This window comes from Flavobacterium sp. (assembly GCF_043722275.1).
GTDB lineage: Bacteria > Bacteroidota > Bacteroidia > Flavobacteriales > Flavobacteriaceae > Flavobacterium.
In genome coordinates, this window is sequence record NZ_JAYSPC010000140.1 from 1 (window position 1) to 15,111 (window position 15,111).

At 32.2% G+C, this 15,111-nt stretch carries 15 protein-coding genes; all 15 read left to right on the forward strand.

All coding sequences use genetic code 11. The features are described from left to right. Positions 1 to 348, forward strand: a 348-nt coding sequence (locus ACHZDT_RS17200; protein ID WP_394775871.1) for an RHS repeat domain-containing protein, incomplete at its 5' end; no start/stop codon positions are given. 12 nt (positions 349 to 360) lie between these two features. Further along, the gene (locus tag ACHZDT_RS17205) at positions 361 to 3,942 is read left to right on the forward strand and encodes a DUF6443 domain-containing protein (RefSeq protein WP_394775873.1); all 3,582 of its coding nucleotides are present in this window, start codon (positions 361 to 363) and stop codon (positions 3,940 to 3,942) included. Positions 3,943 to 3,964: 22 nt separating this feature from the next. Further along, on the forward strand, positions 3,965 to 4,354 hold the full coding sequence (locus ACHZDT_RS17210) for a hypothetical protein (RefSeq protein WP_394775874.1): 390 nt from the start codon (positions 3,965 to 3,967) through the stop codon (positions 4,352 to 4,354). A gap of 143 nt (positions 4,355 to 4,497) precedes the next feature. Beyond that, the gene (locus ACHZDT_RS17215; protein WP_394775875.1) at positions 4,498 to 5,214 is read left to right on the forward strand and encodes a JAB-like toxin 1 domain-containing protein; all 717 of its coding nucleotides are present in this window, start codon (positions 4,498 to 4,500) and stop codon (positions 5,212 to 5,214) included. 2 nt (positions 5,215 to 5,216) lie between these two features. Beyond that, positions 5,217 to 5,672, forward strand: coding sequence for a hypothetical protein (locus ACHZDT_RS17220; RefSeq protein ID WP_394775876.1), 456 nt, complete (start codon positions 5,217 to 5,219; stop codon positions 5,670 to 5,672). A 416-nt stretch (positions 5,673 to 6,088) separates the two neighbouring features. Continuing rightward, entirely contained in the window at positions 6,089 to 6,817 is a 729-nt protein-coding gene (locus ACHZDT_RS17225; RefSeq protein ID WP_394775877.1) for a hypothetical protein, read from the forward strand. A gap of 56 nt (positions 6,818 to 6,873) precedes the next feature. Further along, positions 6,874 to 7,809: a hypothetical protein gene (locus ACHZDT_RS17230; protein ID WP_394775878.1), complete on the forward strand. Its 936-nt coding sequence runs from the start codon at positions 6,874 to 6,876 to the stop codon at positions 7,807 to 7,809. 347 nt (positions 7,810 to 8,156) lie between these two features. After that, positions 8,157 to 9,158 carry a hypothetical protein gene (locus ACHZDT_RS17235; RefSeq protein WP_394775879.1) on the forward strand — a complete coding sequence of 334 codons (1,002 nt, stop codon included), beginning with the start codon at positions 8,157 to 8,159 and terminating at the stop codon, positions 9,156 to 9,158. A 4-nt stretch (positions 9,159 to 9,162) separates the two neighbouring features. Beyond that, entirely contained in the window at positions 9,163 to 10,080 is a 918-nt protein-coding gene (locus ACHZDT_RS17240; RefSeq protein ID WP_394775880.1) for a hypothetical protein, read from the forward strand. Beyond that, entirely contained in the window at positions 10,070 to 10,276 is a 207-nt protein-coding gene (locus ACHZDT_RS17245; RefSeq protein WP_394775882.1) for a hypothetical protein, read from the forward strand. The genes ACHZDT_RS17240 and ACHZDT_RS17245 overlap by 11 nt, the downstream gene beginning before the upstream one ends. Before the next feature lie 26 nt (positions 10,277 to 10,302). Then, entirely contained in the window at positions 10,303 to 10,782 is a 480-nt protein-coding gene (locus ACHZDT_RS17250; protein ID WP_394775884.1) for a hypothetical protein, read from the forward strand. Next, positions 10,779 to 12,062, forward strand: a complete 1,284-nt coding sequence (locus tag ACHZDT_RS17255; RefSeq protein ID WP_394775885.1) for a hypothetical protein — start codon at positions 10,779 to 10,781, stop codon at positions 12,060 to 12,062. Before ACHZDT_RS17250 ends, ACHZDT_RS17255 begins: the two co-directional genes overlap by 4 nt. Beyond that, the gene (locus ACHZDT_RS17260) at positions 12,050 to 12,394 is read left to right on the forward strand and encodes a hypothetical protein (protein WP_394775886.1); all 345 of its coding nucleotides are present in this window, start codon (positions 12,050 to 12,052) and stop codon (positions 12,392 to 12,394) included. The genes ACHZDT_RS17255 and ACHZDT_RS17260 overlap by 13 nt, the downstream gene beginning before the upstream one ends. Then, on the forward strand, positions 12,376 to 12,852 hold the full coding sequence (locus ACHZDT_RS17265) for a type II secretion system protein J (protein ID WP_394775887.1): 477 nt from the start codon (positions 12,376 to 12,378) through the stop codon (positions 12,850 to 12,852). The genes ACHZDT_RS17260 and ACHZDT_RS17265 overlap by 19 nt, the downstream gene beginning before the upstream one ends. Next, positions 12,842 to 13,978, forward strand: a complete 1,137-nt coding sequence (locus ACHZDT_RS17270) for a type II secretion system F family protein (protein WP_394775888.1) — start codon at positions 12,842 to 12,844, stop codon at positions 13,976 to 13,978. Before ACHZDT_RS17265 ends, ACHZDT_RS17270 begins: the two co-directional genes overlap by 11 nt. Positions 13,979 to 15,111: the final 1,133 nt, after the last annotated feature.

Sequence of the window (15,111 nt, forward strand, 5' to 3'; positions counted from 1 at the left end):
GAAAACGGTACACCTGTAACGATTATCTGGGGATATAATAAAGCCTTACCGATAGCCAAGATAGAAAATGCAACAAATGGGCAGGTAGCAGTTGCCTTAGGAGTTTCAGATGTAAGTGCCCTGAATGAGACCAATTTGGATGCAATTAATACTTTGCGCAATAATGCCTCTTTTGCTAATTGCATGATTACCACCTATACACATATTCCGTTGGTTGGGGTAAGTACCATCACAGATCCTAAAGGCGATAAAATCACCTATAGCTATGATTCTTTTGGAAGACTGCAGTTTGTAAAAGACAAAAACGACAACATCTTTTCTGAAAACCAGTACAATTACAAACAATAAACCAAAAGCATCATGAAAAATATATTAAAACTTCTTTTGGTTTTATGCCCGGTTATGGTAATGGGCCAGACACAAACCGAAAATTATATTAAGACCACAACCTATAAAGTAGCCAGTCCTGTTGCAATCCTTACCCCTGCACCTTCTCAGGCTTCACAAAGCACCACCTATTTTGACGGACTGGGAAGAGCCATCCAGCAAATTGCAGGACAGCAGTCTGCTTCAGGAAAAGACATTATTACGCACATTACCTATGATGGTTTTGGAAGACAGACACAAGAATACCTGCCTTTTAAATCCTCCAATACCAATATGGCTTTTGATCCCGCTGCCCTGGCAAATGTTTTGTCCTATTACGCAAGCCCAAATCCTGCTGTTAGCGGCAATCCTGCCATGGAAGCCACATCGTTTCCTTTCAGCCAAAAAGATATAGAGGCCTCTCCCCTTAACCGTGTCCTGAGACAGGCAGCTCCGGGAAACGGATGGCAGTTAGACTCAGGTCATGAGATCAAAATGGATTACCTGGCCAATGGTGTTGAGGAAGTAAAACTATTCACCGCCAATACCTCCTGGGATCCGGGATCAGGATTGTATGCTATTTCATTTTCAAACAACGGCTACTACCTTGCCAACGAGCTTTACAAAACAGCGACCTATGATGAGAATACCATAGCTCCGCTTTCTGAAGCCAATGGATCAACGGTGGAATTTAAAAACAAGGAAGGGCAAATTGTCCTTAAAAGAACTTATGGAACTGTTGGAACCGCAACTGCCAACGAAAAACATGATACCTATTATGTTTATGATATTTACGGAAACCTCACCTATGTGATTCCGCCAAAAGCCGTAGACCTGATTGGTGCTACAACAGCTCTGCAGGCTGACCTTACTTCGACAGCCACAGTAACCCCGGGAACTTCATTAGCGCTCACCGCTACAAATTCAATTAGGCTATTACCGGGATTCCATGCACAGGCGGGAAGTACTTTTAGCGCCGTTATAGACAATGGGACACAGAATGTCCTGGATATTTTATGCTACCAGTACAAATACGATTACCGCAACAGGCTGGTGGAGAAAAAACTGCCCGGCAAACAATGGGAATTTATCGTCTATGATAAACTCGACAGGCCTGTGGCTACGGGACCTGCCAATTCCCCATTCCAGGATATAACTTCTGTTGGATGGCTGATTACCAAATACGATGCCTTTAGCCGTCCTGTGTATACCGGCTGGATAACTGCTGCCCCTGCAACCACGGCAGGAAGAAAAGCTTTGCAGGCGGCGCAGAATGATCCTGCACTTACCGTTATTAACGAGAGCAAACAAACCAGTGGAAACCTTGATGGTATTGCGGCTTATTACAGCAATGTGGTAGCCCCGGTTGCTTTCAAACTGCTGTCGGTGAATTATTACGACAATTATACTTTTCCCAGTACACCGGCCATTACCATACCTGCAAGTGTAGAGGGACAAACAGCCTTAACCACCGATCAGGTTAAAGGCTTGGCCACTGCTTCCTGGACAAGGGTACTCACCACAAGTGGCAATATAACAGGGGAAACCAGTGCTACTTTTTATGAAGGCAAGTCAAGGCCTGTGCGAATGGTTACACAGAACCATTTGAGCGGTTATACCTATACGGACAGTAAACTTGATTCTTTTTCAGGTCAATTGCAATACAGCATTACCAGACACAAAAGAACAGCCTCTGATCCCGAACTGATAACAAAAGATGCTTTTAGCTACTCCCCACAGGATCGCTTGTTAACCCAAACGCACCAAATCAATGGCGGTACAGTTGAAACCATCACAAACAATACGTATGATGAGTTGGGACAGCTGATCTCTAAGAAAACAGGCAACAACAGCCAGAACATCAATTATGCCTATAATGTTCGTGGATGGCTCAAGGACATCAATAATGTAAATGCTCTTAATCAGGCTGGTGATCCAGTGGATTTGTTTGCCTTTAGGATCAATTACAATACTCCAACATCTGCAATTGCAGGTGTAGATCCATTATACAACGGAAACATCTCGGAGACCTATTGGGCTACCAACTCTGGTCCGGAAGCAGGAGTAATAAGATCTTACGGTTATAAATACGATAAACTGAACCGATTAAAAGAAGGGATCTTCAAAAAAGCAGCAACGCAAACCAATGCCTATAATGAGACTTTGTCTTACGACAAAAACGGAAATATCATGGGACTTGCCCGTAACGGAAGCAGCGAGAATGCCACACAAATTGATGATCTGGTATACACTTATGCCAGTAACAATACAGCCAACCAGCTAATGAAAGTGGTGGACAATGCTCCGGCAGCTTCCAAAGCAAACGGATTTGTGGACAGCGCCTCCAACAGCGTTGATGATTACAGCTATGATGCCAATGGCAATATGACCAGAGACAACAATAAAAATATCATCGGTATTACCTACAACCACCTGAATTTACCCACCCTGATAACCTTTGCAGCTACAGGAAATATTGTGTATATTTACAATGCAAGTGGGCAAAAAGTACAGAAAGTGGTTAATGAAACAGGAAAACCTGCCATAACCACGGATTATTTGGGCGCTTACCAATACAACAACAGTACCCTTAAATTTTTCCCTACAAGTGAAGGTTATGTTGAGCCTTCAGGAAGTTCTTATAAATATGTATACCAGTACAAAGACCATTTAGGCAATATTCGTTTGAGCTATGATAAGAATCTGGTTATTCAGGAAGAAAACAACTATTATCCGTTTGGGTTAAAACACGAAGGGTATAATATTGTAAAAATTGGTGTAGAAAACAAGTATAAGTACAATGGAAAGGAACTCCAAGACGAGCTGGGGCTTAACATGTACGACTATGGTTCAAGATTATATGACCCTGCAAGAGCAGGATGGGGTAATATTGATCCATTAGCGGAAAAAATGAGAAGATATAGTCCTTATAATTATTGTTTTGATAATCCAATGCGTTTTACCGATCCTGATGGAATGGCTCCAAATGATGTTATAGTTAATGGCGAAAATGCGGATAAGTTTGTTAAACAATTAAGTGCAGGTACAAGTTTAACTATTTCAAGAGATGAAAAAACAGGAAAATTAAGAGCTGAGGGAACAGCAAACACAGGTGCAGATGAGACGTTGTTAAAAGCCATTAATGATGATAGAGTAACCGTAAATATTGATGCTACCAAAGCAAATCAAATAGAGGAAGGTTTCATAGTAGGTGGTGCATTTCTCGGAAACACAGTAAATGATGATGGAACTAAAACCGCTACGCAAGTTGTAAATCCTGATCAAACAGAAGTTTTAGAAAAGCTTGCGGAAGCACCAACAGGGACTATCGCGATGCATGAAACGATAGAAGCTTATCAAGGAGCAAGATTTTCACCTGGAGCAAAAGCTTCAACAAAAGGAGGGAATGGTTTTGATAAAGCTCATGATCTTGCAAACAAAACGGATCCTAGAGGTGCAGTTATTCAAGATAAACTTAGTGTGGCAGCTGATGTGAAAAATGGGACAACAACAGTAAATGTTACAGTAAAAAGTACAGGTGAAAAAACGGTTTTATATACAGAACAAAATAAATAACAAGGGATAAAGAATATAAACCATGATAAAGAAAATATATATATTGCTTAACCAAGTTCTGTTTGTTTTATTTCTAATTTCAATGAATAACGTTTCAGCTCAAAAAAAATATCGAATAATTGATGTTGATTCAACAGAGAACTTTTATTTTATATCGATAAAACATTGGTTAAAAAAAGGAATAATAGTATCTCCAAAAAATAAAACAGAAATAAATGGTACAAAAATAAAGGCAGGTAAGCGATATTTATTTAAATTAAAAACTTACAATTCAAAAAAGATTATTTTAGGACAAAAATATTCTTTTGCAATTGAAGGAAGGATTGTTTGGTACAGCGACAAAGAATATAATGTATATACAAGCGAATCATTAAGTGGTTTATATCTGATTAATACTTTAGATAATCGGTAGTGTTTCAGAGTTAGTGATATGAGAATTTAAATTACTAATATGTTGAAATAGAATTATTTTTAGCAAAAAATAAGTTAAAGATGAGCAGTACTGCTCATCTTTTTTGTTTTAATATTGCCTTAAAAGAACTAAAATGAGCGAAAATGCTACCTCGTGTCCCTGATGGTATGGATATATATCTACTTACAGAATCAGGAAGAACGATACTTGCTTTAAAAGAGAAAGACAAAACAGAAGATACTATGTACGCTGTTAAAAATGATGATATCAGTGATGTATTTGCAAAAGACGGAAAGAAAACACTTAAGCCTTCGTTTTTTACTGTTAAAGATTATGATGGGGCTGGGAAGTTCAGTGAAAAAGATGGAATAAAAGTAAAATCTGGAATTATCGGACAAATGATAAATAGCTCTGGAAAAATAGATGGTAAAGATTATTATTCTTCAAAAAGTGAATATAGTGAACAAAATGAAAACAATTATTTAAATATTTTTAAGTTTGCATCTGATAATTCAACCTCTGAATTCGGTATGCATACTTATAATAGTAATGGAAAAAAAATGATACAATTATCCACAAATGCAGATGAAGGAGCTGTAACCGCCCCTATAGGATTTGGGATAAAAAATTCAGATGTAATTAATAGATGGCATAGTCACCCAAGTATAAGAACAAATCCTTCCGTTGAAAAATTCAGTATTCAAGGAAATACTGGAGATAGTGATTATGGTCATTCTTTTTACCAAAAACGGAATTATAATTATATATATTTTCCAAACTCATCGAGATTATATAATGTTACTCCGACTACAATTAATTATATAAAACAAATTAATAATCATAAAGATTTAAAAAATTAAAAATGAAAAGAATAATATTTGGTTTGCTCTTGACAATATTGTTGGTGTCATGTAAAAAAGACGAATTAAACGTAGATTTTAAAAAAGTCATTATTGAATATCAAAATAGGGTCCCTCTGCCTGAAGTAAAAAATTCAGATACGGATAAATATCTATATGTCGTTAATTTTCAAAAAAAAGGAAATGATACTCTGTTTAATCTTATCAGATGTCCCAATATTTCTATATATGATAGTGTTTCAGGGATATATCAAGACGAAGTTCTCAAGCCTTTAGCTATTATAGACAAAAATAAATTAGGAATGAGTTATTATCAGATAAAGAGAGAAGACGTAAACAATTTCATAAGTCATAATTCTTTAAGAGAAGATTTTCCACCACTATATAGATATCAGATTAAAAACAAAAAAATAGTACTAATACAAATTGACACAATAAGTGACAATTGGAAAAAATAATCACACCAATAATAGATTAAAGAGCCATTCTATAACGGAATGGCTTTTTGCATTTATATTAAAATCAAAAGTTTATTCGTTTGAGAATGGTGGTAATTCAAAATTAAACAACTCGCTAAGTGGAACTTCTAAGGTTCGGGCGATTTTGAATATAGTACCCGATCGCTCGGATATGCTCAACGATAGGGCGGAAATTCTTTCCGTGCCAGCAAAAAAGAATTGGTAAAGATCAAACAAGAAGCTTTTTAAAGAAATAAATTTTAATTATTAAATTTTACAAAATAAATACAAAACTTTAACAGTCATTTACATCAATTTTAGTAGATTTGTTAAGAAAATATTAATAAAATCCAATTGATGAAAAAATGTTTATTTGAATCAAAATAAACTGTTCTATCTTATTAAAAATCAGAGTTATGTTAAAAAAAATTGTTGTTTTGGCTCTACTAATTTGTACTGCATGCCAAACAACCAAAATTAAAAATGAAGACTACAAATTTTCAACTTCGATTATTGAATTAGGAAGTATCGGCGAATCGAAGTTAACATATAATCAGAATATATTTGAAACAAAAGCTTTACCTACACTCAAAAATAACATTCGCGTCGAAATTGGTATTGTTCCTTATAATAGAAAATTAAATAAAATTTACAAATCAAAAGCAAAGTACAACCAAAATCAGACTAAGGTAGCGTTTATTGATAGCTTACCTGTAAAACCAGAGCTGGTAACTATTAGAATTCTGGATATTGCGGGTTTGGTTCATGAAATAAATTCCGACTACAATACTGAGATTTTAGATCTTTTAGTCAATACTCAAACTTCAAAATTAATTTCAAGTCTGGCTGTAAGCTTATCTAATGACGAGATTGCAAAAATCAGGCAATCTGATGCTTTCTACATTATAAACAATCAAAATAAAAAATACACCATTGCTTTATTCAAATCAGGAAAAAAAACAGACAACATAGATATAAATCCGGAAACCATTGTTGCTTATCGAGTAAGCTCATTCTGTTGGGCAGCATCTGACAGAGGAAAATGGTATATCGCAGATATTGTAAATGAATATTCTAACTGCAAAGGAATAACTGAAAAAAGAATAACTACAAAGAAAAAAAATAAAAATTTATTTGATATGTAAAATAGCCTGTTTACAATCCATATCCTATTAGATTTTTAAAAATATATAATTCTATTATGAATAAAATTTCATTAACTTTCTTTTTCTTGTTTTTAATAATCTTAAGTTTTGTTTCTTGCGAAGAAATATTACTTGTTCCGGATATCTCTAAAGATGAAGTTGTACTTGTAGCTCCAGGCAACAATATTATGCTATCATCATCTGGAGTAACATTATCCTGGAATTCTGTGGAAAATTCTGAGAAATATGAACTACAAATTGCAATACCAAATTTTGATGCTCCGCAACAAATGGTTCTTGATACCTTAGTTTCAAAAAATTCATTTACACAACAATTAAACATTGGCAAATATGAATGGCGTGTAAAAGCAGTAAATAGCGGTTATGAAACCATTTATACTAAACGTAGTTTTGAAATTTTAAATAATGATGATTTTCAAAATAATACTATAATCTTACTTACGCCAACTAACAATTTAATTACTAAAACTGCAATACAAAAATTATCTTGGGATGCAATAATTGGTGCAAGTTCATATCAGCTTCAAATATTAGATGAAAATAATACTTTAGTAAAAGAACAAAACTCAGATGCAACTTTAATAAATTTTACTTTTGATGAAGGAAAATATATATGGAAAGTAAGAGCAAGTAATGGTACTGAACAAACATTATATACAGCCCGTTCCATTTTAGTAGATACTAAAGCTCCTAATACTCCTACCCTATCCATTCCGGTTAATGCAAGCACTACAACAAATACAAGCATTAATTTTCAATGGAGCAGAAATCCTATCATTGGAAGTACCGAAAAAGACAGTATTTATGTATATACAGAAAGTGCCTTAACAAATTTAAATTTCAAAGATAAAGCAACAAACCCATACAATAAAACACTGGTAAAGGGTACTTATTATTGGTTTATAAAATCGTTTGACGAAGCTGGAAATGAAAGTCCAAGAAGTAATGTTTTTAATTTTACAATAAATTAAAACTTATTTAATAGTTTTTTCTCCTTAAATCAGAAATCAACTTTCATCATTATTATTTAGATAAATGATTACAAACTTAGAAGATTACAAGAAGTTAAAAATTCATTAAAGAAACAAACATTTACCGGAAATAGCTTCTGCAAAAGAATACAAAAAGATGGTACCAATTTATCTGAAATGAATATCAAACTTTTGCGAAAAACGGAGGAAATGATATTATATATGATTAACCAGAGTAAAACAATTAAATTACAAAACGATCAAATTCAATTACAGAATAAAGAAATACACGCACTTACAAAAAGATAATATTTTCTACTACACGATAACCTGCAATAAAAACAATTATGATGAATATAAGTTTCAATAAAAAAAACATAACACTATTAATTCTCTTATTTACAACATTTATTTTTGCACAAAATGATATAAACCAAAATGGCCTAAAAACAACCGTTATATCGGGTTTATTAGCACAGGGAGAACAAGCCAGTCGATATGAAATTGTTTCTATAGGTTATAATTCCCAGCATTGGCAAGTAGGTGGACTTATTATAATAGAACTATACCAGATTTCTTATGGGACTGGCTATGAAAGATATGTTGTTGAAAACGGTTATCTTCAAGGAGCAAACTCCGGTTCACCAGTAGTTAAACTTATCGAATCACAAGGCGCATTTCATTCCTGCAAAATTATTCTAGGAACTCCAACTAATTTAACTACAAGTATTGGTGGCTATATCAACAAACAATTACCAATATATTTTGATGTTAGGTATTACGCGAACTATAAAATCAAGATTACTTACTTACAAGATAAAGTAGACGTAGTTACGGACATCAATCAGATTAAAATCAATCAAAACCCAGTTGCAATAAATATTCCTGACTTTTCAGTATCGAATGAATTAAATTATGATTTAACCTCAAGTGGTAATTTAAAAGTTAGTGGAGCGGGTAATCATTATATAAAAAATGGAAATTTTGGAATTGGAACTACAAATCCAACATCAAAATTAACAGTTGCCGGAAATATTGCTTCACGAGAAGTAAAAGTAACAGTTGATGCAGGATCAGTTCCTGATTACGTTTTTGCAAATGATTACAAACTTAGATCGTTACAAGATGTCGAAGATTTCATTAAGAAAAACAAACATTTACCGGAAATTCCATCCGCTTATGAAATTGAAAAAAATGGATTAATGCTCGCAGAAATGAACATGAACTTATTGAAGAAGATGGAAGAAATGACTTTGTATATGATTGAGATGAAAAAAGAAAATGATCTCATCAAAAAAGAAAACCAAGAAATAAAAAAAGATATTTTAAACCTAAAACTAAAAAAATAACATTATGAAAAAATTATTTTTTCTGACTCTCCTAATATTTATCTCAGGAATTATCAATTCTCAAGTATCAACTAGTTTTATAGTTGGTGGAGATATCAACAAATTTTATCCTGTAACATTTTACGATGGAGGATGGGAACATCATAGCCCTACAAACTTAACATTAGGAAGAAGTAATGTTCACGCAGATTCTAATTGGAGGGGTTCACTTATTGCTACTTTTAGTTTTCACGTAAGTATATGGGGAAATAACTCAGAATTTATTGATGCAAATATTAAACCTGCAAATTCAACATTTGGATCTTACACTAATTTTATTGCTGCCTGGAAAGATGCATCGATATCAAATAGTGAACGTAATATTATTATATGGCTTCGCGGAGGAGGAACCACTTACAATTACCAATCTAACTACCCGGTTAATCCTGTAGTTTATGATGGAGTTCAAAATACACTACCTTATAATGAAGTTAATGGTCCTGCCCATAGCTTTAAAACAGTAATTGAAGAATATGCAACTACAACCGGAACGTATCAAAACAGAAATGCATATTTCCTTGCAAATGTGGGTATTGGAACTACAAATCCAACATCGAAACTTACCGTTGCAGGAAACATTTCTTCACGCGAAGTAAAAGTAACAGTTGATGCGGGAGCTGATTTTGTTTTTGAAAATGATTACAACTTGCCTCCATTAGAATCTGTCTATAAATTTATTAAAGAAAACAAACACTTGCCTGAAATTGCTTCTGCAAACAAAATGCAAAAAGAAGGAATTAACTTATCTGAAATGAATATTAAATTGTTACAGAAAATTGAAGAGTTAACTTTGTATATGATTGATCAGAATAAAAAAATGGAAAAACAAAACGAGAGAATATTATCCCTTGAACAATTATTATCTCCTAAAAATGAAAACTAAATTAGCCCCTATATTTATTTTACTTTTTACAACATTCACTTCATTTTTTCAAGAGATTAATGGAACCCTAGTAAATTTATATAATTCTTCTAAAAACTCTAATGGTATTGCTAAATTGTTACAGAAGATTGCGAAACTCACTTTTACAGCATCGATCAAAATAAAAAAAAAACAATTAGCTTTTGAGAGTTTATAAAATTGAAAGCCCGTTAAGTAAAAATAATGAAAAATAAAAAAAACATCTACATACTTTTACCAATTGTATTATTTGTTTGGGGAGCTGTTTTGTTTCAACTGTTTTCTTTTACTAACTCTGATGAAATAATAGTGAATAATAATTCAGAACTAACGATAAAGCCTCTCAAATTTAATCAAAGACAATCTTTTACTATTGACGTTAATTACAGAGATCCTTTTTTAGGCAAAATGTATGCTGTGCAAGCAGTACCGAAAATAAATAGTTCTACAATAAGAAAACCATTGAAACCAAAGGAAACTTTAGTTTGGCCTACTATTTTGTACAAGGGTTTGATATCTGATACTAAAGACAAAACCAAAATTTTTATGATTATTATAGACAATAAAAACTATTATATGAAAATTGGTAATACTGAAAATGAGGTTTTATTAAAAAGTGGAGATAAGGAATCTGTATACGTAAAATACAAAGGCAATTTAAATCTGATAATGCTGCAAGATTGAAACTAATACTAAAAATTAAATCTGGTGCCTTACAATTTACTGTTTTTGTAGCGGTATTAATTGCTCTTCTTTTAACAGGGCTTATTTTGTATGCCTATACTTTTATTTACATGAAAGAACAGTCAAAAGGAGCTATAGAAAACATTCAGTTTGCTGATATAGGGATTCAAACATTATTAGTGCAGAAAGAATTTAATACAGATACTGTTCAGGTTGATTTTGTCAAAAAAGAAAATCAAATAATAAAAATTCACTTATCTCATTGGGGAATATTCCATAAAGGTATTACCGTTACTCAATTTCGAAAAAAGAAGTTTATAAAAGTTGCTATAATTGGTTCCCGTATTAATGCAACTGAGTCTCCTACTCTTTTTTTAAAAGAAACCCATAATGCCTTAACTCTTGTTGGTACTACGAGCATACGAGGAATTGCTTACTTACCTCTTCAAGGCGTTAATTCTGGTTATATAGCCGGTAACAGTTATTATGGTTCACGGCTTATTTACGGATCGATTAAAAAAAGCGCAAAGGAATTACCTAAACCAGAGAAAACAGTTTTAGATGCTGTTCAATATTATCTTAAAGAATATAGGATAAGCAACCAAGAGGATTTTATAAATTTAAATTCCAGTTCAAGAATTATTAATTCATTTAAATCTAAAACAAAAGGATATTATTCTGAGTATCCTATTGTTTTAGAAAATAAACTAATCTCAGGTAATATAATTATTAAATCCGAAACAGCAATCAAAGTAAAAAAAACAGCCTTACTAAAAGATGTAATATTAATAGCTCCAATTATAGAAATAGAAGATGAAAGCCAAGGCTGTTTTCAAGCTATAGCTTCGAATAAAATTACACTTGGTAAAAACTGCAATTTAAGTTATCCATCTGTATTATTACTCTTTCAGGACAATAAAGACACGCCTAATAAAAATCTGAACATTTCTTTTGATAATCAAATTTTTATAGATACAAAAAGTATTATAAAAGGAAGTGTATGTTATATTCAAACCAAAGAAATTCCAGATTTCCAAACTCAGATTGTTTTAGAAAAAGATGCAAAAATAAAAGGCCAAGTATATTGTAATGGCAATTTTGAATTGAGAGGTACTGTGTCAGGATCTGTTTATACCAATCAATTTGTGGCAAATCAATCGGGATCTATTTTTGTGAATCATATTTATAATGGAACCATTGAAAACGAAAGCGTACCTGCAATTTATGGAGGAATACCTCTCGAACAAGAACCTAAAACAGTTTTGAAATGGTTGTATTAAAAAAAATAAAATCGGCAACCTTGATTGAAGCTCTTGTCGCTACAGTATTAATTGTGATCATATTTGTAATTGCAAGTTTGGTACTTAATAATTTAATTTTAAACACTTTTTCTAAAAATACACATGCTGTCGAAAACAGAATAAATGAACTTGAATATAGAATTCAGAACAATATCATAAAATTACCATATCAGGAAAGCTATAAAGGTTGGGAGATTAGCATTAGTCTGGAAACAATTTCGACAAAAAATATAATTTCTATTTTAGCAATAAATAGCAGTTCTAAAAAAGAAATTTCAAAACAACAAATATTATGGTTGCAAGAAAATTAAAATCATTTACATTGGCCGAATTATTAGTGGTTATGATTATTACAGCTATCGTTGTAGGTATGGCTTTTAGTATACTTCGTCTAGTGCAAAAACAAATTTACGCTATTCAAACCAATTTTGAAAAGACAAGTACCTTGTCTCTTTTTGAGCAAAAGTTATGGCAGGATTTCAATGAGCCACACACGATAATTTATGATGCTAATAAACAAATTTTAATAATGACATCAGAAATAGACACTGTGACATATTTATTTCAGGAAAAATTCACAATGCGAAATCTTGATACTATCAAATTAAAAATCACCCCAAATAAAACCTTTTTTAAAGGAAAAGAACTAGAATCAGGAACTATTGATGCAATAACGTTATTTGCTGAAACAGAATTACCGGATTATCAAATTTTTGTATCCAAAAAAAATGATGTAACCTCATTTATGAATCTCGAAAATGGCCTTTAAAATAGAAAATACCACAATTAAAAAAAAGACTCAGGTAAAAAGTTCCAGTAATATTGAAAATCTGCTAAAAAAAGAAATTTCTCTTTTTGGTAATAGTTTTAATAATAAAAAGAAACAAGCTTTTTATCAGGAATTGGCCATTTTATTAAAAGCCGGAGTTAGCTTTAAAGAAGGATTATTCCTAATAGTTGAATCGTTAAAAAAGAATACTGATAAAGAACTGATTCAAACTATACTAAACCAAGTAGTTAACGGAAAACCATTTTCTGAAGCTTTGGCCAATTCTAAATCATTTACTGAATATGAATATTATTCTATTCAGATTGGTGAAGAAACGGGAACTACAGCACAAGTTTGTAATGAATTAGGATATTTTTTTGAACGCAAAAACGAACAAAAACGAATAATTGTCGCAGCGTTAACCTATCCATCTATTGTATTAAGTACAGCTGTACTTGTTGTAGTTTTTATGTTGAGTTATGTAGTTCCAATGTTTCAGGATATCTTCAAACAAAACAATATGCAATTGCCTTTTCTGACTCAGGTAATTGTCAAATTATCCGTTTGGACTAAAACATTTGGAGTTTATTTTTTGTTGGCAACTATTATTTTCGTTTTCTCTACGCGATTCTTTAAAGACAATTTAAAATATAAGCGGACTCTACATTATTTTTTAATTAAAATTCCTGTGCTGGGAGCTTTTATGACCAAAGTTTATCTGGCACAATTTACGCAAGCTGTTACATTACTTACTACCGCTAAAGTCCCATTATTAAATAGCATACAAATGGTAAAAAAAATGATTCATTTTGTACCATTACAAGAAGCATTAGAGAAAGTAGAGCAAAGTATTTTAAAAGGAAATAGTTTAAGCTCCAGCTTAAAAAATACACCGCTTTTTGATAACCGAATCATAACGCTTGTAAAAGTAGCCGAAGAAACAAACCAAACTGAATATGTCTTCAAACAACTTAGTGAGCAATACAATCAAGAGGTTGTCCAGCAATCTAAAATCATGACAACAATTTTAGAACCTTTTATAATTCTTTTCGTAGGAGTTTTGGTGGCTGTTTTACTAGTGGCAATGTATTTACCTATGTTTCAATTGAGTAGTGCTATTGGGTAACTGTTAATTCTTTAATAAAATACGTTAAAACAAATTTCATTCTTTTTGATTCACATTAATATTTAAATGAATTCTAATTTTGGTGTTGACGAAGCAATTGTTGATCAGGCACAAAACCAGAAGAGGAATAATTCAAAAATTCTGATATTTATATTTCCATATAAAGAGACAGCGTTGGACTAATAAAACAATGGAGAAATTATTAAAAGAGATTGGAATTTAGTTGCTAAAGGAATTGACCAAGCAGTTTATGACTTTTCTTTAAATAAATTAATAGATAACAGCTACCGATTGTCATGCAATGGGAAACTTTTTTGGAGTCAACGGTAAAACTTCAAAGACAATATAAAACACCTAAGAGCCTTTGCACATGGGCTTCATCCGAAGATGTTCGCCAGTAGATTATTTATCTTGAGAGCACGGCATCCATTTATCCATTTACAAAGCAGCTGGTCTCAGAGGGAACTTATACTAAAGATAGAGTAAACAATGTTTAACATTGTATAAAAATCAAGATATAGCTGGTAAACGATATATTATCGAATTATTTACACCTATTTCGTTCGACCCAGCAACAAGAAAAGTAAATCTCCTTAGGATAAATCTGGCTATATCTAAAATAATTTTATTTAGCGGTCAATATATTACCAGCAGTAATTTTCTAAACACCAACGCTATTAATAATAAACCCAGAGTTTTCTCAGATAGAAAAATTTCTGTTAATCAGGCAATAAAAACATTGAAAAGGAATGGCATTAGACAACTGTAGAACAGGCAAAACAAATACTAGATTTCCTGTACTTATTATTAAGTTATATTCGAATCGAGATGGTGAAAATATCTAAGTTGACAACACCTGTATAAGAGGATATCGAAGTTGCTAATAAAATAAATGCTTGTCTAACCTGTTTCCAAAATCTATAAGCTTCCATCCATTTTACAATCTCATTCTAAAGTCTAGCTTATAACTTTGTTTATTATATTTGAGTAATTTTATTTAAAAATCTAAATAATGTCTTCTGCAATGCCATTAGATTGGATATTCTGGATAAAGTGAGCACCTAATTCTGGATAAAAGTGAGCAGTATAAATGAACTCAAAAAGGTGTCTAAAAAGTAGTTTAAAAATATAAA

Bases quoted from the DNA above. Each gene is read 5' to 3' on its own strand.
- ACHZDT_RS17205 (WP_394775873.1), top strand. From the start codon at position 361: ATGAAAAATATATTAAAACTTCTTTTGGTTTTATGCCCGGTTATGGTA.
- ACHZDT_RS17210 (WP_394775874.1), top strand. From the start codon at position 3,965: ATGATAAAGAAAATATATATATTGCTTAACCAAGTTCTGTTTGTTTTA.
- ACHZDT_RS17215 (WP_394775875.1), top strand. From the start codon at position 4,498: ATGCTACCTCGTGTCCCTGATGGTATGGATATATATCTACTTACAGAA.
- ACHZDT_RS17220 (WP_394775876.1), top strand. From the start codon at position 5,217: ATGAAAAGAATAATATTTGGTTTGCTCTTGACAATATTGTTGGTGTCA.
- ACHZDT_RS17225 (WP_394775877.1), top strand. From the start codon at position 6,089: ATGTTAAAAAAAATTGTTGTTTTGGCTCTACTAATTTGTACTGCATGC.
- ACHZDT_RS17230 (WP_394775878.1), top strand. From the start codon at position 6,874: ATGAATAAAATTTCATTAACTTTCTTTTTCTTGTTTTTAATAATCTTA.
- ACHZDT_RS17235 (WP_394775879.1), top strand. From the start codon at position 8,157: ATGATGAATATAAGTTTCAATAAAAAAAACATAACACTATTAATTCTC.
- ACHZDT_RS17240 (WP_394775880.1), top strand. From the start codon at position 9,163: ATGAAAAAATTATTTTTTCTGACTCTCCTAATATTTATCTCAGGAATT.
- ACHZDT_RS17245 (WP_394775882.1), top strand. From the start codon at position 10,070: ATGAAAACTAAATTAGCCCCTATATTTATTTTACTTTTTACAACATTC.
- ACHZDT_RS17250 (WP_394775884.1), top strand. From the start codon at position 10,303: ATGAAAAATAAAAAAAACATCTACATACTTTTACCAATTGTATTATTT.
- ACHZDT_RS17260 (WP_394775886.1), top strand. From the start codon at position 12,050: ATGGTTGTATTAAAAAAAATAAAATCGGCAACCTTGATTGAAGCTCTT.
- ACHZDT_RS17265 (WP_394775887.1), top strand. From the start codon at position 12,376: ATGGTTGCAAGAAAATTAAAATCATTTACATTGGCCGAATTATTAGTG.
- ACHZDT_RS17270 (WP_394775888.1), top strand. From the start codon at position 12,842: ATGGCCTTTAAAATAGAAAATACCACAATTAAAAAAAAGACTCAGGTA.